This window comes from Actinosynnema sp. NPDC059335 (assembly GCF_042752395.1).
GTDB lineage: Bacteria > Actinomycetota > Actinomycetes > Mycobacteriales > Pseudonocardiaceae > Actinosynnema.
In genome coordinates this window covers 1-18,259 of the sequence record NZ_JBHYXZ010000006.1, presented here as the reverse complement: position 1 = coordinate 18,259, position 18,259 = coordinate 1, and the positions used below count along the sequence as shown (strand labels likewise).

At 72.2% G+C, this 18,259-nt stretch carries 19 protein-coding genes; 10 read left to right on the top strand and 9 right to left on the bottom strand.

Features of this window, described 5'->3' with window-relative positions:
• Positions 1-127: 127 nt before the first annotated feature.
• From ACFXGA_RS03100 to ACFXGA_RS03080, 5 genes are all read right to left on the bottom strand, one after another.
• On the bottom strand, positions 128-802 hold the full coding sequence (locus tag ACFXGA_RS03100) for a hypothetical protein (protein WP_378083846.1): 675 nt from the start codon (positions 800-802) through the stop codon (positions 128-130).
• 134 nt (positions 803-936) lie between these two features.
• Positions 937-2,025 (bottom strand): hypothetical protein, encoded by a 1,089-nt coding sequence (locus ACFXGA_RS03095; protein ID WP_378083844.1) that lies wholly within the window; start codon positions 2,023-2,025, stop codon positions 937-939.
• Between the two features lie 75 nt (positions 2,026-2,100).
• Positions 2,101-3,918: a dynamin family protein gene (locus tag ACFXGA_RS03090; RefSeq protein ID WP_378083843.1), complete on the bottom strand. Its 1,818-nt coding sequence runs from the start codon at positions 3,916-3,918 to the stop codon at positions 2,101-2,103.
• Complete coding sequence (grpE, locus tag ACFXGA_RS03085) at positions 3,915-4,292, bottom strand: nucleotide exchange factor GrpE (protein WP_378083841.1); 378 nt, start codon at positions 4,290-4,292, stop codon at positions 3,915-3,917. The genes ACFXGA_RS03090 and grpE overlap by 4 nt, the downstream gene beginning before the upstream one ends.
• Positions 4,289-5,821, bottom strand: coding sequence for a dynamin family protein (locus ACFXGA_RS03080; protein ID WP_378083839.1), 1,533 nt, complete (start codon positions 5,819-5,821; stop codon positions 4,289-4,291). The genes grpE and ACFXGA_RS03080 overlap by 4 nt, the downstream gene beginning before the upstream one ends.
• An 86-nt stretch (positions 5,822-5,907) precedes the next feature.
• Between ACFXGA_RS03080 and ACFXGA_RS03075 the strand changes: the two genes are divergently transcribed.
• The 3 genes from ACFXGA_RS03075 to ACFXGA_RS03065 all read left to right on the top strand — a co-directional run bounded on the left by ACFXGA_RS03075 (position 5,908) and on the right by ACFXGA_RS03065 (position 8,341).
• Positions 5,908-6,384 carry a hypothetical protein gene (locus tag ACFXGA_RS03075; RefSeq protein WP_378083838.1) on the top strand — a complete coding sequence of 159 codons (477 nt, stop codon included), beginning with the start codon at positions 5,908-5,910 and terminating at the stop codon, positions 6,382-6,384.
• A gap of 106 nt (positions 6,385-6,490) precedes the next feature.
• Positions 6,491-7,654 carry a sensor histidine kinase gene (locus ACFXGA_RS03070; protein WP_378084012.1) on the top strand — a complete coding sequence of 388 codons (1,164 nt, stop codon included), beginning with the start codon at positions 6,491-6,493 and terminating at the stop codon, positions 7,652-7,654.
• Between the two features lie 30 nt (positions 7,655-7,684).
• Positions 7,685-8,341, top strand: a complete 657-nt coding sequence (locus ACFXGA_RS03065; protein ID WP_106616155.1) for a response regulator transcription factor — start codon at positions 7,685-7,687, stop codon at positions 8,339-8,341.
• Between the two features lie 21 nt (positions 8,342-8,362).
• Here the strand turns inward: ACFXGA_RS03065 and ACFXGA_RS03060 are convergent, their stop codons facing one another.
• Positions 8,363-9,265, bottom strand: a complete 903-nt coding sequence (locus ACFXGA_RS03060) for an SDR family oxidoreductase (protein ID WP_378084010.1) — start codon at positions 9,263-9,265, stop codon at positions 8,363-8,365.
• Between the two features lie 5 nt (positions 9,266-9,270).
• On the bottom strand, positions 9,271-9,846 hold the full coding sequence (locus ACFXGA_RS03055) for a TetR/AcrR family transcriptional regulator (RefSeq protein WP_378083836.1): 576 nt from the start codon (positions 9,844-9,846) through the stop codon (positions 9,271-9,273).
• Positions 9,847-9,896: 50 nt separating this feature from the next.
• On the opposite strand from ACFXGA_RS03055, the gene ACFXGA_RS03050 reads away from it, so the two are divergent.
• A complete protein-coding gene (locus ACFXGA_RS03050) occupies positions 9,897-10,691 on the top strand; it encodes an HAD family hydrolase (protein WP_378083834.1) in 795 nt (264 codons plus the stop codon).
• A gap of 96 nt (positions 10,692-10,787) precedes the next feature.
• Here the strand turns inward: ACFXGA_RS03050 and ACFXGA_RS03045 are convergent, their stop codons facing one another.
• Positions 10,788-11,222 (bottom strand): PPOX class F420-dependent oxidoreductase, encoded by a 435-nt coding sequence (locus ACFXGA_RS03045; protein ID WP_378083831.1) that lies wholly within the window; start codon positions 11,220-11,222, stop codon positions 10,788-10,790.
• Between the two features lie 214 nt (positions 11,223-11,436).
• Here ACFXGA_RS03045 and ACFXGA_RS03040 point away from each other — a divergent pair, with 214 nt between their 5' ends.
• The 3 genes from ACFXGA_RS03040 to ACFXGA_RS03030 all read left to right on the top strand — a co-directional run bounded on the left by ACFXGA_RS03040 (position 11,437) and on the right by ACFXGA_RS03030 (position 14,173).
• A complete protein-coding gene (locus tag ACFXGA_RS03040; RefSeq protein WP_378083830.1) occupies positions 11,437-12,357 on the top strand; it encodes an ABC transporter ATP-binding protein in 921 nt (306 codons plus the stop codon).
• A 6-nt stretch (positions 12,358-12,363) separates the two neighbouring features.
• Positions 12,364-13,125 carry a hypothetical protein gene (locus ACFXGA_RS03035; protein WP_378083828.1) on the top strand — a complete coding sequence of 254 codons (762 nt, stop codon included), beginning with the start codon at positions 12,364-12,366 and terminating at the stop codon, positions 13,123-13,125.
• Between the two features lie 139 nt (positions 13,126-13,264).
• Entirely contained in the window at positions 13,265-14,173 is a 909-nt protein-coding gene (locus ACFXGA_RS03030) for an ABC transporter ATP-binding protein (RefSeq protein WP_378083826.1), read from the top strand.
• Between the two features lie 60 nt (positions 14,174-14,233).
• On the opposite strand, the gene ACFXGA_RS03025 is transcribed toward ACFXGA_RS03030, so the two are convergent.
• On the bottom strand, positions 14,234-15,430 hold the full coding sequence (locus tag ACFXGA_RS03025; protein ID WP_378083824.1) for a S8 family serine peptidase: 1,197 nt from the start codon (positions 15,428-15,430) through the stop codon (positions 14,234-14,236).
• 231 nt (positions 15,431-15,661) lie between these two features.
• On the opposite strand from ACFXGA_RS03025, the gene ACFXGA_RS03020 reads away from it, so the two are divergent.
• From ACFXGA_RS03020 to ACFXGA_RS03010, 3 genes are all read left to right on the top strand, one after another.
• Positions 15,662-16,258, top strand: a complete 597-nt coding sequence (locus tag ACFXGA_RS03020) for a hypothetical protein (protein ID WP_378083822.1) — start codon at positions 15,662-15,664, stop codon at positions 16,256-16,258.
• Positions 16,259-16,350: 92 nt separating this feature from the next.
• Positions 16,351-16,992 (top strand): tRNA (guanosine(46)-N7)-methyltransferase TrmB, encoded by a 642-nt coding sequence (trmB, locus tag ACFXGA_RS03015; protein WP_378084008.1) that lies wholly within the window; start codon positions 16,351-16,353, stop codon positions 16,990-16,992.
• A 145-nt stretch (positions 16,993-17,137) separates the two neighbouring features.
• On the top strand, positions 17,138-18,253 hold the full coding sequence (locus tag ACFXGA_RS03010; RefSeq protein WP_378083820.1) for a nitric oxide synthase oxygenase: 1,116 nt from the start codon (positions 17,138-17,140) through the stop codon (positions 18,251-18,253).
• The last annotated feature ends 6 nt before the right edge of the window (positions 18,254-18,259 follow it).

The following is an 18,259-nucleotide window of genomic DNA, read 5'->3' as shown; positions in this document are numbered from 1 at the left end:
GCGCAGGCGTGAGGTGGTGGCGGCGAGGGGGGGGGCCCCCCCCCCCCCCGACACCCCCCCCCCCCCCCGCGGGCCCCGCGCGCGGCTAGGTGCGCCCCCCCGGGGGGGGGCGCCCCGGCGTCGCGGGTCAGTTCGGGCTGATCCACTGGCCGGTGACGGAGTCGATGCGCACCACGCCGGACACCGTGACCTTCTCGCCGGACCACGCCTCGTCGCTGTCGGGCGTGTACTTGCCGTCCTCGCCGATGCGGCCGTGCTCGACCTCGGTCCACTCGTCCTCGCCGGTGTGCCGGGAGACCGTGACCTCGCCGTCCTGGGTGATCTCGGTGGCCAGGTCGGCGGTGCCGTCGCCGTCGGCGTCGGTGAACAGCCAGGTGTCGCCGTCCTCGTCCTTGACGACCGCGGTGTCGGCGCGGCCGTCGCCGTCGGTGTCCTCGGTGGCGGGGCCGACGTTCTGGTCGCCGCCCTCCTCCATGTCCACCACGATGTCCCGGCCGGTGTTGGTGTTGGTCTGCCGGCTGTCGTCGTCCGAGGGGTCCACGGCGATCCACTCGCCGGAGTCCTCGTCGAACTCGGCCTGGCCGGTCAGCTCGCCGTCGGCGTCGAACGTGCTCATCAGGTCGGCGTCGCCGTCGCCGTCGGTGTCGCTGAACGCGAGGTGCCCACCGTCGCCGGTCTCCACGACCGCGCTCTCGTCGACCCCGTCCTGGTCGAGGTCGTAGGTCGCCTCGGCGGTGTACTCCTCGTCACCGACCGTGACCTTCAGCTCGCCGTCGGTCGCGCCTGTTTCGTCGATGTACACCGTTTCCCACCCTCCTGCGTCCTGTACCGCTTGGACTCACGTTATGCCTGTTCGGTTCCGTTGGGGAAGTTCTGGCGCGTGCCTCAGGCGCGGTCGCACACGAGCAGTCCGCGAGGCCCGCCGTTCGCCGTGCTTCAGAGGTCACTCGTCGTGGTCGCGGTTTCCAGGGAGTGAAGCGATGCGTACCGCTGCCTCTGCACGAACGCCGACCCACGCCCGGAGCCGTCGTGCGGCAGGGCGGCGGGGAGTCGGCGGTGGGCAGGATCGCCGGGACTCGTCAGCAGGAACACCTGATATCGCCCGTCCTTCCACACCTCGCGCGATGCCTCGATCACGTTGGCGACCCTCCGGTCGAACCGGTTCTCCGACGTGCGCAACCGGTCGGCCGCTTCCGTCGTCCACTCCACGTTGTCGCGCCGGTGCACCACGGCCGGAACGTCCTGCTTGATCTCGCGGTCGGCGTAGAACGCGATGCGTTCAACAGGGCGGAAAGCGCGGCCGGCTTGGCACACGTAAGCACGACATTCCTGGTAGAGGACCCAAGCGTGCTTGGCCGGGACCACAACCGTGTCCTCCACCTTGACCGGGCGCTGGGCGTACACCGCCATCACGTTGCTGCACCGCTGGAGCCACCCCGCCGCGTCCTGGTCGATGAAGGCGGCGAGTTCGATGACCTGACGGACCTCGAACGGGACGTCGACGTTGATCGTGGAGTCGTGGTGTGCCAGGCGGTTCCTGAACTTGCGCACCCGCTCGATCGCCACCGCGACCTGCTTGCGCTTGCCCGAGGAGTTCGGGAACGCCCGGTACAGGCATTCGCGCCACAGGTCTTCGTACTTGGGGCCGAGCAGCGCCGACCAGAACCCGAAGCTCAAGCCGGCGATGACCTGGTGCCGGGATTCCTTGCGCAACGGCCGCAACCGACGGCGAACCGCCTCAACCGCCTCGGCGACGTGTTCACCGCCCGGCGTCGGCAACAAGAACCACGGGATACCACACTGCTCTTCGCGAAAGTGCTCGCGAAGGCAGCGGTCAATGATGTTCCTCAGCAGCACCTCGAAGTGGCCGACGACCTCGAATGCCGCCGACGACGTCCGAGTGCTCCACTCGTACAGCTCGAGCGCCTTGATCTTGTCACCACCCGCAGCCTCGAGATAGGGAGCCATTCGCGGTTCGGACAGCATGTTCCACACCACGGGCAAATCGACCTCGACGGGCGGCATGACGGGATGCTACCGTCAGTGACGAACGCCCCAGTGTCGCCTCTGCTCGCATGCGGCCTGGGGCTTCCTCGTGCCTCAGGCGCGGTCGCGGACGGCGCGGATGCGGGACAGCAGGTCGTCCACCTTGGCGCGGCCGGCGGTCAGCTCGGCCAAGCGGCGCGTGACGGACTGCAGCGCCTTGGCGCGTTCCCCCGCCTCCATCCGCAGCGCCTTGTCGACCTCGCGCAGCTCCGCCTCGATCGCGTCGACCCGTTTGCCCAGCGCGTCGTCCAACGCCAGCGACAACTGCTGCTCGGCCTCGATCAGCTGCTCCGCGACGAGCTGGTCGACGGTGGACCGGGCGTCCGCGATCGCGTCCGACAGCCACTGCTTGAGGTGCTGCTTGTCGGCCGAGTGCTTCCGGGTCCGCGCCATCCACCAGCCCGCGCCCAGCCCGAGCGCGATGGTCACCGGCAGCACGATCGGGTTCAGCGCCGCCACCCCGAGCCCGGCCAGCGGCAACGCGGCCAGCCGGCCCGCGCCCAACCCGCCGGACACGCCCATGAACACGAGCAGCTTGTCCTCGGCGGTCGGCGTGCGCTTCTCCGGTGGCCGCAGCACCACCGGCGGGGTCGCGCCGCGGGCGAACTGGCCCCGGATCACGGCCAGCTCCTCGGGCGAGAACAGGTCGGCCAGCGCGGCGTCGGCGACGCGGGACAGCCGCGTGGCCAAGCCGGCGCTGATCCGGCCGGACACCACCTGCAACGCGGTGTCCACCTCCTGCGGCAACGCGGCCAGCCGCTCCCGGTCGGCCGAGTCGATCGCCGTGCGGAACCACGTCTGCACGTCCCGCATCTGCCTGCTGACCTCGTGCGATCCCTCCACCCGGGCCCGCTGCACCTCGCCGCGCAGCCGCACCTGCCAGCTGCGCGTCGACGAGCGGCGTTGCGAGTTCAGCTCGTCGCGCCGCGCGCGCAGCGTCTCGGCCTCCTCCTCGCCCGACGACAGCGCGCGCTTGTCCGCCTCGTTGCGCGCGATCAGCTCGTCCAGCACGGTCGCCAGCGCGCGCAGGCCGTTGGCCTCGCCGAGCATCGCGGCCCGGCCGACCACCAGCTCCTGCAACGCCTCCTGCAACGCCCCGATCCCCGACCGCTCGCGCAGCATCCCCGCCGCGTCCGGGTTCGGGGCCTTGGCCGCCAGCTCGAACATCCGCGACGACACCGGGTGGAACGTCGCGCCGCGGAACCTCGGCGCGTGCTCGGCCAGCAGCGCCTGGTCGGCCTCCAGCACCTGCCGCCAGCCCCGGTACTGGTCGACCTTGGTCAACGCGAACACCACGGTCTCGACGCGTTCCCCGACCGTGCGGAGGAAGTCCAGCTCACCGCGCGTGAACGGGGCCGAGGCGTCGACCACGAACAGCAGCGCGGTCGCGGTCGCGGCGGCCTCGGCGGCCAGCTCGCCGTGCACCGAGTCGAGCCCGCCGACCCCCGGCGTGTCCACCACGGACAGCCGCTCCAGCAGCGGGATCGGCGCTTCGACCTCCACGTACCGGGGCGGCAGCATGCCCTCCGGCAGCTCGTGCGCCGCCGACACCCAGTTCACGATCTCCGACCGGTCGAACGGCACCGGCGACATCGACCCGGCGTAGCAGGCGCGGGCCGACCACTCCGACCCGTGCCGGAACACCAGGTAGGTCGCGGTCGCCACCTCGGCGTCCACCGGCGACAGGCCCGGTGTCGCCAGCAGGGCGTTGACCAGCGAGCTCTTGCCCCGGTTCGTCTCGCCGACGACCACCACCGACGCCGGGCCGGACCGGCGGGTCTCCACGAACGACGCGGCCGACGGGTCCAGCGACCGGACCAGGGTCGTCAGCTTCTCCCTGGTCTGCCGGACGAGCTGCGGCAGGCCGGTCATCGGGCGGTGTAGACGGTGACGATCGGGGCGCGCAGCGTCCGGCCGCGATCGGCGAAGCCGACCACCTCGGTCTCGGCCACCACGCCGTCCAGCGACGCGTCCCGCGTCGGCACGGTGCCGCCCGCCTCGTGCCGCGACGGGTCGAACCGCTCGCCGTCGGGCCGCAGCGCGGTCACGCCGATGGCCGCGAGGCCCTCCTCGATCCGCTCCACGACCCCGGCGCTGCGGGCGCGGTCCAGCGCGTACAGGCACAGCTGCACCAGCGCGCGCCGCTCCGCCAACGCCTGGTCGAGCAGTTCGTCGGCGATGGTCGTCCCCAGCGTGCTCTCCACAGCGTGCTCGGACGCCGCGCCGCCCCGTTCCGTTCCGCTCATCGCCGTCCCCGCAGTTGTTGCCAGATCAGGAAGTACGCCCGGTGCACCACGTGGGCCACCCGGCTCTGCGCCGGTGTCGCGCCGAACGACGCGAACGAACGCCACCAGCCCGCCCGCTCCAGGGCGTAGGCCATCAGCTCGTGCGGCGGCCGGCCGCGCATCCCGAGCTGCTCGGACACGTCGGGCGAGCTGCCGAACCGCAGCACCTCTTCGACCAGGTCGTGCGGCATGGCCACGGCCCCGGACGCGACCAGGGTCAACGCCTCCAGCAGCCTCAGCTGGTGCGCCTCGGGCTTGGCCAGCAGGACCTCGATGGCGTCGTGCACGCGCTGCCGCTCGTTCGGGTCGCCCGACGCGGCGGCCAGCGACGTCACCGAGGCGAGCGCGGCGGCGGCCTTGATGCCGTCCGCGCGGGACCGGAACACCGCGTTGAGCTTCGCGCGCACGCCGTGCAGGCCGGAGGCGTCCAGCAGCTTGCGGCGCAGCGCGCCCGCCGTGATGGTCGGCTCGGCGTCCACGGCCTCCAGCGCCTTGCGGACGCCGTACAGGTCGAGCTTCTCCAGCAGCCGGGTGCGGGTGCCGACCGGCACGTCGCACTCCCAGCCCACGAACAGGTCGGCCGAGACGAGCAGGGTCTCGCGGGTGGCCTCGTCCAGCTCGGCGAGCTTGCGCAGCGCGTCCGCGTCGGCCGAGGTGAAGCCGCCGGTCTCGGTGGACTCGGCGACCAGGCCGATCACCGGCAGCACGTCCGCGACGCGCGGCTTGAGCGTGAGCGCCTGCCGTTCGGCGAGGAGCACCGCCGCCTGCCAGGTGTCGCCGTGGGAGCCCTCCACGGTCTCGGCGGCGATCGTGTCGGCCTTGTTGAGCACCGCGATCGCGTTCACCGGACCCGCCTCGCGGCTCGCCGTCGCCGCGGTGAACGCGGCCAACGCCTGCTGGTCGTCCGCGCGCACGCCCTGCGTCACGACGTACAGCACGGCCTCCGCGCCGGCCACCGCGTTGCGCGACACCGGGTCGAGCCCGTCGGGGTCGATCCCCGCGCCCAGCAGCGACTCGGTGCGGGCCACCGACGCGGCGTCGAGCGACCCCAGGCCCGGGGTGTCGATCACGGTCAGGTCCCGCAGCACCGCGTTGGTCAGGTACGCCTCGATGTGGGACACCTCGTCGACGTCCACGCCGAGGTCGCGCGGGATGGAGCCGTTCGCCTCGAACGGCAGCACCTGCTTGCGGCCGTCGGTGAACACCACCTCGACCCGGTCCACCGTGCCGTACTGGAACCGCGTCACGAGCCGCGTGCACTCGCCCACGTCGGTCGGCGCGACCCGGCGTCCGATCAACGCGTTGACGAGCGTCGACTTGCCGGACTTGATCCGGCCCGCGACGGCGACCTGCAGCGGCGCGGACAGCCGGCGCAGCACCTCCCGGAACCCCGCCGCGGTCGCGGGCGACACCTGCGGCTGGAGCCCGACGCACAGGTTCGCGACCGCCGCCGAGAGCGGACCGGCGAGCTGCTTGGCCTGCGTCGTCACGCCGGAGATCGTGCCACGTGGGGGTGACGCGCGGTTTGCGAACGGGGCGACCGGGGTATTTCCGCGACCGACGAGGGAGGTCCGCCATGGAACAGGGATATACGGTGTTCCTGCTGCTCGGCGTGGTGCTGGTGCTCATCGACGGCCAACTGATCTACCGCAGCGGCAAGGGGTACATGAGCCGCGCGTACGGCGACCCGGAGGCGGCCAGGTCGATGACCCGCCTGGCGACGGTGCTCTTCCACCTCGTCGTGCTCGGGCTGCTCGCCATCGTGTCGATCATCTCGGTCAACACCGGCGACCCGGTCAAGGACGTCGTGGTCAAGCTCGGCGTCATGCTCCTGGTCCTGGCGCTGGTCCACGCGTTGACCATGATGATCCTGGGCCGCATCCGCGACCGGCAGCTCCAGCAGCAGCTGGCCGACGAGATGGCCGAGGAGCACCGCCAGTACGAGCAGCAGCGGGCGGTGCCGCCGCAGACGCGGGTCGAGCCGGTGGCCGGCGCGCCCGCGCCGAGGGTCGAGGACAAGCTCGACCCGACCCAGATCAAGACGGTCCGCTGAGCCGGCGGCCATCCGCCTGGAGGACTAGCGGGGGTCAGCCCGTGGCGCGACGCGCGTCGCGCCGGCCCGTACCTAACCTGGTCACGTGCGGCGGCTGAGCCTGTGGATGCGAGCGCACCCGGTCTTCGGGGATTCCCTGATGGCCGGGTTGCTCGCCGTCTTCGACCTCGGCGTGCTGGGGGCCAACCGCTCGACGGTGCCGGGCTCCACGCTGCTGTTCGTCGGCGCGATCCTGGTCGTGCCGGTGGTGTTCCGCCGCAAGCACCCGCTCGGCTCGTCCTACGTCATCCTGTTCGGCGGCGCGGTCCAGCTCCTCACCCACGGCGACCTCGCCACCGGGATGCCGGTGCGGCTGGCCGACTTCGCGCTCGCGATCGCGCTCTACACGATGGTGGCCTACGTCGGCAGGCGGCAAGGGCTGCTCTACGCGGTCTGGCTGGCGCTGGGCACGTTCGTGTGGGCGGTGTGGCCCATGGGCGCGGGCGTCGAGGCCGCGTTCATCGTCTTCGTGATCGCGGTGATCTTCGGGTTCAGCTGGGCGATGGGCGAGTTCGTCGGGGCGCGCCGCGCCTACCACCGCGAGCTGGAGCAGCGGCTCAAGCTGCTGGAGACCGAACGCGACCAGCAGGCCCGGATCGCGGTGGGCGAGGAGCGGTCGCGGATCGCGCGGGAGCTGCACGACGTGGTCGCGCACGCGGTGAGCGTGATGGTGGTGCAGGCCGACGGCGCGGGCTACGCGATCAAGACCAACCCGGAGCTGGCCGAGGCCGCGGTGCGCACCATCGCCGAGACCGGCAGGCAGGCGTTGACCGAGCTGCGGCGGCTGCTGGGCGTGCTGCGGTCGGAGGACCAGTCGGGCACCCAGTGGGTGCCCCAGCCGGACGCGGGCGACCTGCACGAGCTGGCCGAGACGTGCCGGGCCGCCGGGCTGCCGGTGCGGTTGGAGACGCTGGGCGACATGGACGCGCTGCCGGCGGGCCTCGGGCTCGGCATCTACCGGATCGTGCAGGAGGCGTTGACCAACACGTTGAAGCACGCGGGCTCGGGCGCGTCGGCGACCGTCCGCGTCACCCAGGCGGGTGATCACGTGGAGGTGCTGGTGGCCGACGACGGGTTCGGCACGCCGCACGACCTGGTGGCGGTGTCCGGCGGCAACGGCCTGATCGGCATGCGCGAACGCGCCGGCGTGCTCGGCGGCACGCTGGAGGCGGGCCCCAACCCGGGCGGTGGGTGGCGGGTCCGCGCCGTGCTGCCGCTCGTCCCGTCATAGGGTGCCGGTCGTCCTATGAAAGGTGACAGTGTGATCCGGGTACTTCTCGTGGACGACCAGGAACTCATGCGGATGGGCTTCCGGATGGTGCTCGGCGCGCAGGAGGACGTCGACGTGGTCGGCGAGGCGGCCAACGGGCTCGACGCCGTGCAGCTGGCCGACCGGCTGCGGCCGGACGTGGTGCTGATGGACGTGCGCATGCCGGTGCTCGACGGGGTCGAGGCGACCAAGCGGATCGCCGAGGCGGGCACCGCGAAGGTGCTCGTGATGACCACGTTCGACCTGGACGAGTACGCGCTGTCGGCGTTGCGCAACGGCGCGTCCGGGTTCCTGCTGAAGGACACGCCGCCGGGCGACCTGGTGTCGGCGCTGCGCGCGGTGGCCAGCGGCGACGCGGTGGTGTCGCCGTCGGTGACCAAGCGGCTGCTGAGCCGGTTCCTCGGCGAGGGCGGCGGCGAGCTGCGCGACGCGGCGGTGCTGGAGGCGCTGACCGAGCGCGAGCGCGAGGTGCTGGTGCTGATCGCCAAGGGGCTGTCGAACACGGAGATCGCGCGGAAGCTGTTCCTGTCCGAGGCGACGGTGAAGACGCACGTGGGGCGCATCCTGGCCAAGCTGGAGCTGCGGGACCGGGTGCAGGCCGTGGTGCTGGCGTACGAGACAGGGCTCGTCCGGCCCGGCGACGTCTGACCGGGCCGGACTCGCCGCGCGTCAGCGGTACTTCGACGCGTCCGCGGTCGCCGGGTCGACGCCCGCCTTGTAGACCTCCTCGTACCAGCGGCCCCAGTCCGGTCGCGAGCCGTCCAGGTCGGTGAAGCCGTACTCGCGCATGAGCGTCCACGACGCGAGCGCCTTGCCGGTGAACCGGTGGCGGTCCGGGTCGGCGGCCAGCGCCGCCACGCCGCGGCCCACGTAGTGCGGCGTCTCGGACATCGCGTAGTGCGGTTCCTTGGCGATCGCGTCGCGCCAGTTCTCCTCGGTCACGCCGAAGTGCTCCAGCATCTGCTCCGACCGCAGGAAGCCGGGGGTGACGGCGACGGACGTGGCGCCGAACGCCTCCAGCTCCTTCGCCATCACCGTGCCCATGCGGCGGATCGCGACCTTCACCGAGTCGTAGGCCAGCGACCCGCTGTAGAACTCGTCGCTGTCGCCGTCGGTCACCTCGACCAGCAGCCCGCCCGGCCGCCGGACCAGCAGCGGCAGCAGCCGGTGCAGGGCGACGAAGTGCGCCTCCAGGCTGTTGCGCCACATTCGGAGCTGCCGGTCCAGGTCCTGCTCCCAGAACACCTTGAACTCGGTGTCCGCCTCGCCGCCCCACACGTCGTCCACCAGGACGTCCAGCCGGCCGTCCACTTCGGACTCGATGCGGTCGCGGAACGCGTCCACGTCGGACGGCACGGTGAAGTCGCACCGCACCGGGACGCCCCGGCCGCCCGCCGCCGTGACCAGCTCCGCCGTCTCCTCGATCGTCTCGTCCCGGCCGATCGGCGACTTCCGCTCGCGCGTCGACCGACCGCCGACGAACACCGTCGCGCCCGCCGCGCCGAGCTCCACCGCGATGGCGCGCCCCGCGCCCCGCGTCGCCCCCGTGACCGCCGCGACCTTGCCGTCCAACGCCTTCATCGTCTCCCCTTCCACGCGTCCAGCACCGCGTCGACGTCCTGCGCCAGCCGGTCGGCCAGCTCGCCGCGCGGTCGGACGGACCAGTCCATCGACACGCCGTGGAGCAACCCCGTGAGCACGCGGGCCGCGTGGTCGGGCGGCGGGCCGTGCGGGAGGTCCACCCGTCGGGTGAGTTCCGCCAGGGTCCGCTCGGTCACCGCGTACAGCTCGGCGAGCAGCGCCCGCAGCTCCGGGTCGATCAGGTCGACCCCGAGCTGGGCCAGGTGGTTCTGCGCCTCGGCCGGGTCGACGACGTCCTCGAACCAGGTCAGCAGGGCCGCCCGCAACCCGTCCGCCGGATCAGCCGCCGCGGCCGCCGCCTCCCGCATCCGCCGCACGTTCGCGTCCGCGGTCTGCCTGGTCAGGGCCTGGAGCAGGCCGCTCTTCGAGCCGAACCGACCGGCCACCGTGCCCACCGAGACGCCCGCCCGCTCGGCCACGTCGGCGACGGTGAACCCCGGCCCCTTGCGGCCGATCACCTCCGCCGCCGCGGCCAGCAACCGCTCGTCCGTGATCGTCTTCGGTCGTGCCACGCGGTTATTGAACCACAGTTCAGAAACTATCGCCCAGTAGGGTGACGACAGTGACCTGGAGACCTCGCCTCATCGCCCTGGACATCGACGGCACGATCACCCCCGTGGGCCGCGAGGACGTTGCGCCGGCCGTGCGGGCGGCCATCGGGCGGGCCGTCGACCACGGGGCGCACGTGGTGCTCTCCACCGGCCGCAGCCTCGTCGGCACCCGGCCCGTCCTGGACGACCTGGGCCTGCGCGGCACCACCGCGCTCTGCTCCAACGGCGCGGTCTGGTGGGACACCGACGCCCGTGCCGTCACCCGGAAGGTGGAATTCGATCCCGGCCCGGCGGTCGAGCGCCTGCGCGCCGCGCTGCCCGGGGCGGTGTTCGCGGTCGAGCTGACCGGCGTGGGGAACCTGTCGCTCGGCCGGTTCCCGGACGGCGACCTGTGGGGCGAGGTGCGCGAGGTCGGGTACCGGGAGCTGGTGGGCACGCCGACGTCCCGGCTGGTCATGCGCTGGGTGGGGCGCACGCCCGAGGAGCTGGCGCTGCGGGTGATGGACGTGGAGCTGCCCGGCGTGACGGCGTCGTGCGACCACAACGAGCCGTGGCTCACGCTGTCGCCGCCCGGCGTGACCAAGGGCGCGGCGCTGGAGGAGCTGCGGGCCGCGCTCGGCGTGGCGCGGGAGGACACGCTGGCCATCGGCGACGGCTCCAACGACGTGGAGATGCTGCGGTGGGCCGCCCGCGGCGTGGCCATGGGGCAGGCGCCGGTCGTCGTGCAGGAGGCGGCGGACGAGGTCACCGGGACGGTGGTCGAGGACGGCGCGGCGGCCGTGCTGGACCGGTACTTCGGCGCTTAGCGACCGTCCTGAGCGTTGAACTCAGGGATCCTCAACGTAGGACACGCGCGTTCCGAACGTAGGACACACGTGTTCTGGACGTAGGACACGCGCGGGTCAGGCGGTGATGTCCTGTTTGGCGACGACCTTGGCGTCGCGGACGCGGACGACCACCTCGCCCGGCCTGCCGTTGCGCTCGGCGAACTCGTCGGCCCGGTCCGCGCCCATGTAGCGGGCGCCGATGCGGCCCGCCCAGTAGCGCACCTGCTCGCGGTCGTCGTCGATCTCCGCCCGGCCGGACACGGTGACGAACGCGAACGGCGGCCGCTCGTCGTCCAGGCAGATCGACACCCGGCCGTCCCGCCGGATCGCCTTGCCCTTGATCGAGTCCAGGTACGTGGTGAACACGAGCGTGCCCCCGTCGAGGTCCACCCAGATCGGCGTGACGTGCGGCGACCCGTCGGCGCGGACGATCGCGAGCTTCGCGGTCCGGGCCGGCGCGGACGCCACGAACTCCCGCCACCAGCCCTCGGGTGCGTCGGTGTAACCCATGACCGCACACCGTAGGGCCATCCCATCCCTGAGAACGACCCGGTGAACGCCTAGGGGACAACTCAGGGTGAACACGGATTACTACAACCGAGGTAGCCGTCACGATAAGACTGAAGTCGCACCGACGAGTCAACTACAGACCGATGTGCGTGCTCCCCGGCTGCGGCAAGGTTGTCAGCGGTCCGGGGGAGATGTGTCGTCCAGGGGAGAAACCATGATCGAGGCTGTCGGCCTCACCAAGCGCTACGGGAAGACGGTGGCGGTGGACAACCTGTCGTTCACCGTCCGGCCCGGTCGGGTCACCGGGTTCCTCGGTCCCAACGGCGCGGGCAAGTCCACCACCATGCGCATGATCCTCGGTCTCGACCGGCCGAGCGCGGGCAAGGTCCTGATCGACGGCAAGCCGTACGCGCGGCTCGACCGCCCGCTGCGCACCGTCGGCGCGCTGCTCGACGCCAAGTGGGTGCACCCCAACCGCTCCGCGCGGGCGCACCTGCAGTGGCTGGCCAAGTCGAACGGCCTGCCCGACCGCCGGGTGGACGAGGTGCTCGACCTGGTCGGCCTGACCAAGGTCGCCAAGCGCCGCGCCGGGGGCTTCTCCCTGGGCATGTCGCAGCGGCTCGGCATCGCGGGCGCCCTGCTCGGCGACCCGAAGGTGCTGCTGTTCGACGAGCCGGTCAACGGCCTGGACCCGGAGGGCATCCTCTGGATCCGCCAGTTCATGCAGGGCCTGGCCGCCGAGGGCCGCACCGTGCTGGTGTCCAGCCACCTGCTGTCGGAGATGGCGCTGACCGCCCAGGACCTCGTGGTCATCGGGCGCGGCAAGCTCATCTCGCAGTCCACCACCACCGAGTTCGTGGAGCGGTCGACCGAGAACACCGTCCGGGTGCGCAGCCCGCACGCGGACAAGCTGGGGGCGATGCTGATCGACAAGGGCTTCACCGTCCGTGAGGACTCGGACGGCTCGCTCACCGTGTCGGGTGCGCTCAGCGACGAGATCGGGGACATCGCGGCGGCGAGCGGCGTGGTGTTGCACGAGCTGAGCCCGCAACGCGGTTCACTCGAACAGGCATTCATGCAGCTCACGGGCGATTCCGTCGAGTACCACGCCGAACTCGCCGAGACGGGGAAGTGACCACCGATGACTCTGCTCGCCGTTGAACGGATCAAGCTCTTCTCCACCCGCTCGCCGTGGTGGTGCATGCTGCTCGCGCTCGGGTTGACCGTCGGGATCACCGCGATCATCGCGGCGAACTGGGACGGCTCCCCGATGCCCGTGCTCGGCACGGTGTTCACCCACACGTTCGGCCTCTACGTGATCATGGTGATGGCCGCGCTGGCGGTCACCACCGAGTACCGCTTCGGCACCATCAAGTCGACGTTCCAGGCGGTGCCGGACCGCATCTCGCCGCTGATCGCCAAGGCGGTCGTGGTGGTGCTGCTGTCGGGCCTGGTCGGCCTGGCCGCCGCGTTCGGCTCCTGGGGCCTGAGCTGGGTGCTGGCCGAGGACAACTCGGACCTCGCGCTGACCACCGCCAACGACTGGCGGCACGTCGCGGGCGTCGGCCTGGTGTTCGCGGCGGGCGCGCTGCTCGCCCTGGGCGTCGGCGCGCTGGTGCGGCAGACCGCGGGCGCGGTGTCGATCATCCTGGTGTTCGCGCTGGTGGTGGAGAGCGTGGTCGGGTTCATCCCGAACATCGGCGACGACATCCAGAAGTGGATGCCGTTCACCGTGGCCAGCAAGTTCATCTTCGGCGACCCGGACCCGAGCGCGCTCCCGGAGGGGGCCGGGCCGCCCGCGATCGGCGAGCTGAGCCCGTGGGGTTCGTTCGCGTACTTCGCCGGCATCGCGCTGGCCGTCTACATCATCTCGCTCGTCGTGGTGAAGCGGCGGGACGCGTAGCGGGGAGGCCCACGCCGCCGGCATCGGGGGCCGGCGCGCGGGTATCGGGGGAAAGGGGGAGCTCGGGTCACCTTCGGGGGGTGGCCCGAGCTCGTTTGCCCTAGGTTTCGCCACAAGCGTTGATCGGACGGGAGAAGTCATGATCGAAGCGACCGGCCTCACCAAGCACTACGGCCGGACGGTGGCCGTCGACGACCTGTCGTTCACCGTCCGCGCCGGCCGGGTGACCGGCTTCCTCGGCCCGAACGGCGCGGGCAAGTCCACCACCATGCGCATGGTCCTGGGGCTGGACAACCCGACCCGCGGCCGGGTCACCATCGACGGCCGGGACTACCGGTCGCTGCGGCAGCCGCTGCGCGTCGTCGGGGCGCTGCTGGACGCCAAGTGGGTGCACCCCAACCGCTCCGCCCGCGCCCACCTGCAGTGGCTCGCCCGGTCCAACCGGATCCCGGACAAGCGCGTGGACGAGGTGCTCGACCTGGTCGGCCTGACCCAGGTCGCCAAGCGCCGCGCGGGCGGCTTCTCGCTCGGCATGTCGCAGCGCCTCGGCATCGCGGGCGCGCTGCTGGGCGACCCGAAGGTCCTCATGTTCGACGAGCCGGTCAACGGCCTCGACCCCGAGGGCATCCTCTGGATCCGGCAGTTCATGCACCGGCTCGCCGACGAGGGCCGCACCGTGTTCGTGTCGAGCCACCTGCTGTCGGAGATGGCCCAGACCGCGCAGGACCTCATCGTGATCGGCCGGGGCCGGCTCATCGCCCAGACCAGCACCGAGCAGTTCATCAAGGACGCCACCGAGGACACCGTGCGGGTCCGCTCGCCGCACCTGGACCGGCTGCGCGAGCTGCTCGCCGGGCGCGCCCGGGTGACCGAGGCCGCGGCGCCCGACGGCGCGCTCGTCGTGCACGGGGTGGAACCGGCGTTCATCGGCGAGCTGGCCGCGTCGAACGGGATCACCCTGCACGAGCTGAGCCCCCAACTCGGTTCGCTGGAGGAGGCGTTCATGCAACTCACGAAGGAATCCGTGGAATACCACGCGGCCGACTGACCGCCGCTCCGCCGCGGCGGGCGGGAATCGAATACGCATTCGACCCCCGCCCGTCCCGGGTCACAACCGGCCCGTCCGCCAGAAGTCGTCGTCCGGCGGCGGGATCTCCATCACGACCGGGGCCGGCGCGCGGCGCGCGCGGGCCCGCCGGACCAGCAGCAGGACGACCACCGCCACCAGGAGCCCGAGCAGGACCAGGCCGCCGACCGCGAGCACGATCCGGGTGCGGTCCACCTCGACCGGCGGCGGCGAGGGCAGTGCCCCCACCGACGTGGTGGCCGCGGTGGACGACGGGCGCGGGGGCGGCGCCAGCGGGTTGCGCTCCACCCGCGGCACGTCGGCGGTCAGCGCGGCGACCGCGTCGACCTGGCCGAACCCGGTCGCGTGGTCGCGGCCCGGCGCCAGCAGGTCGGTCGCGGTGGTGACGAGCCGGTTGACCACGTTGCCCGCGTCCAGGTCCGGGAAGCGGGACCGCACCAGCGCCGCCACGCCCGAGACCAGCGCCGTCGCCGCGCTCGTGCCGTCGACCTCGGCGTAGCCGGTGTCCACGACCGCCGCCGGCACCGCGGTGACGATCTTCCGGGCGGGCGCGGCCAGCACCGTCTCCGGGCCCGTGTTCGACTCCGGCCACGGCCCGTTGCCCGGCACCGTGCCGGAGACCGCGATGACGCCCTTGATGTTGGCCGGCGCGCCCACGTGCTCCTCGCCGTCGTTGCCCGTGCCGGCGACCACCACGGCGTCGTTGTCGAACGCGTAGTTGACCGCGCGCAACAGGTCCGGCGTGAGCGTCGCGACCGAGGTCAGGGACAGGTTGATGACGTCGGCGCCCTGGTCGACCGCCCAGGTCACGCCCTCGGCGACGGACGCGGTGGTGAACTTGTCGCCGTCCGCGCCGACGGACACCGGCAGGATCATCGCGGCCGGGGCCACGCCGAGCGCGCCGCCGTCCACCGCCCGGCCGGCGATCAACGTCGCCATCGCGGTGCCGTGGCCGTCGTTGTCCTCCGTGCCGTCGGTCCCACTCGCCGAGCCGAACCCCGCGCCGGGCAGCAGCGCGCCGGCGAGGTCCGGTCGGGTGTCGTCCACGCCCGAGTCGACGACCGCGACCACCACGCCGTCACCCCGGCTGGTGGCGTGCGCGGCGTGGACGCCCAGGGCGGCCAGGTGCCACTGCTGCTCCTCGATCGTCTGCGCGCGGGCGGTGCCCGGCAGGAACATCGCGATCAGGACCGCGGCGACCGCGGCTCTCCCCGTCACCCAATTCCCCCCTGTGTTCGGGATCACAAATATTCCAAGTCAATCATGTTTCACAGATCTGGATTCCGACAACCGGAGTAAGACGTTCGTTAAGACGTCGTGAACTCCGGCACAGCCCCATGACAAGCGCTTCTGAAACGGGTCAGATGGAAAGCGCGAATCGTGAGGTGGGCGCCTGCCCGCACGCGAATTCGGATACCCCCCGTCAAGGAACCCCCCGGAGGTGAACCCGTGACGGTGCTTGATCCGGACCTGAACGCCGACCACTCGGCCACCGGTTCGAAGGAGCCGCCCAGGAAGATCCTGCCCAGGCAACGCGACCACGCCCTTCGCGTCGAACCGATGTTGGCGTTGGAATGGTCGCACGCGATCGAACCCGCGGGAGGGGTCGGCCTCGCCGACTCACCCGCCCAGACCCGTCGGGCCTGGATCCACAAGGCCGACGAGCAACAGGTGCTCGCCCTGTTCCGCGCGGTGGGGCCCGAGGCTCCCGCGCCCTGGTGGCTCAGGGCGCTGGACCGGGGGAAGATCGCCTCGCGCGCGGACGCGTTCGCCCTGGAGGACGAGGTGACCGGGCTGCTGGGCAGCCGCCCGGGCTGGGTCTTCGTCCCGTGGGCGACCGAGGGCGAGGTCGGCTACTGGGAGTTCGTGCCGTCGGAGAGCGGCGTGTACGGGCCCGCGGAGCCGACCACGGTGCAGTTCACCGACCGGCACGCCGGGTTCGTGGACCTGCTCCCCGCGCACCGCGGCGCCGGCCTGCGCCAACCCATCGAGTTCACCCCCGCCGAGCTGCGCGAGCAGATCGAGGACCTGGAGAACATCGCCTAGCCCACCACCTAGGCTGTACGCCCGTGACGTCCAGCCACCAGCGACCGCCGCACCACCGTTCCGTCGTCAGCTACGTGCAACGCGGCGAACGGATGACCGTGGGTCAGCAGCGCGCATGGGACCGCCACTGGGAGCGCTTGGGCCAAGAGGTCAAGGCGCTCCCGGCCGGTCCCGTGCACTTCGCGGAGTGGTTCGGCCGCGAGGCCCCCGTGGTGCTGGAGATCGGTTCCGGGATGGGCGAGACCACCTCGCAGCTGGTGGCCGCCGCCCCCGACGTCAACTACGTGGCCGTCGAGGTCTACAAGCCCGGCCTGGCGCAGCTGCTGCTGCGCGCCGAGGCGCTCGACGTGACCAACCTGCGGGTTTTGCGCGGTGACGCGGTCGACCTGCTCTCCGGGCACGTCGAGCCGGACTCGCTGGCCGAGGTCCGCATCTACTTCCCGGACCCGTGGCCGAAGAAGAAGCACCACAAGCGGCGGCTCGTGCAGCCGGAGTTCGTGCGGCTGGTCGCGACGCGCCTGCGCCCCGGCGGCACGCTGCACCTGGCGACCGACTGGGAGGAGTACGCCGAGCAGATGTTGCGCGTGTGCTCCGCCGAGCCCCTGCTGCGCAACCGGTACGACGGGTGGGCGCCGCGCCCGGACTGGCGGCCGGTGACCAAGTTCGAGCAGCGGGCGGTCGAGGAGGACCGGGTCAGCCACGACCTGATGTTCGAGCGGATCGACCTCACCTGACCGTGGCATAAAGTCGCGGCTCCGCGCGGACGACGCGGCGACTGCCAGTGGTTTCGTCACCGGATCGAGTGCAGTTTGTCGATCACCCGATGTGCCCCGTCTGGCAGTGACGAGTGACGCGGGTGCGCAACTACGGTTGCCGCCCGTGACCCTTGTCGACAACGGAACGATAACGTTCGACGTGGACGCGGCGGAGGGCTTCCTCCGCATGTTCCACATCGCCCACCCCGAGGCGGGGCCGGTCGGGCCGCGCCTGGCGCGGGTCCGGGAGGAGATCGCCGACACCGGCGCCTACCGCCACACCACCGAGGAGCTGGCCTACGGCGCGCGGATCGCGCTGCGGGACTCCGGCTGGTGCACCAGCGGCGTGCCGTGGCGCCGGCTCAAGGTCCGCGACCTGCGCGGGTTCCGCAACGCGGCCGCGGTGGCGGCCGAGTGCGTCGAGCACCTGCGGCTCGCCACCAACGGCGGCGAGATCCGGCCGCTGGTCACGGTGTTCGCGCCGGACACCCCGACCGCGCCCGGCCCGTGCGTCTGGAACGAGCAGCTGGTCCGGTATGCGGGCTACGGCGACGGCTCCGGCGACCGCCGCTACCGCGAGTTCACCGAGGCCGTGCGCGGCATGGGCTGGCGCCCGCCCGCGCCGCCGGGCCGCTTCGACCTGCTGCCGCTGGTGGTGGAGACCGCGCACGAGGGCGTGAAGCTGTTCACCGTGCCGCCGGACGTGGTGCAGGAGGTGCGCCTCGAGCACCCGGACCTGCCGTGGTTCGGCGAGCTGGGCCTGCGCTGGCACGCGGTGCCCGTGATCACGAACATGCGGCTGGTCATCGGCGGCGTCACCTACCCCGCCGCGCCGTTCAACTCGTGGTTCGTCGGCTCCGAGATCGGCGCGCGGAGCCTGGCCGACGAGAACGCCTACGGCGCGGCCCGCCCCGTCGCCGAGGCCCTGGGCCTGGACACGTCCACCGAGCGCTCGCTGTGGCGCGACCGCGCCGTGGTGGAGCTGAACCGCGCCGTGCTGCACTCGTTCGACCGCGCCGCCGTCACCATCACCGACCACCACGCCGAATCGCTGCACCGGTTGTCGTGGCTGCGCTCGCGCCAACGCCACGCCGGCAACCGACCCGCGTTCCGACTCGATCCCGGGGCCGCCCGACGTGCCCCCGCGGGGGGGCCCGGGCCCGGGGGGGGCGCGCCCCCGGGGGCCCCCCCCCCCCCCAACAGCCCGCGCCGCGCGCGCGCGGCGCCCCGCGGGCGGTAGAAAAAA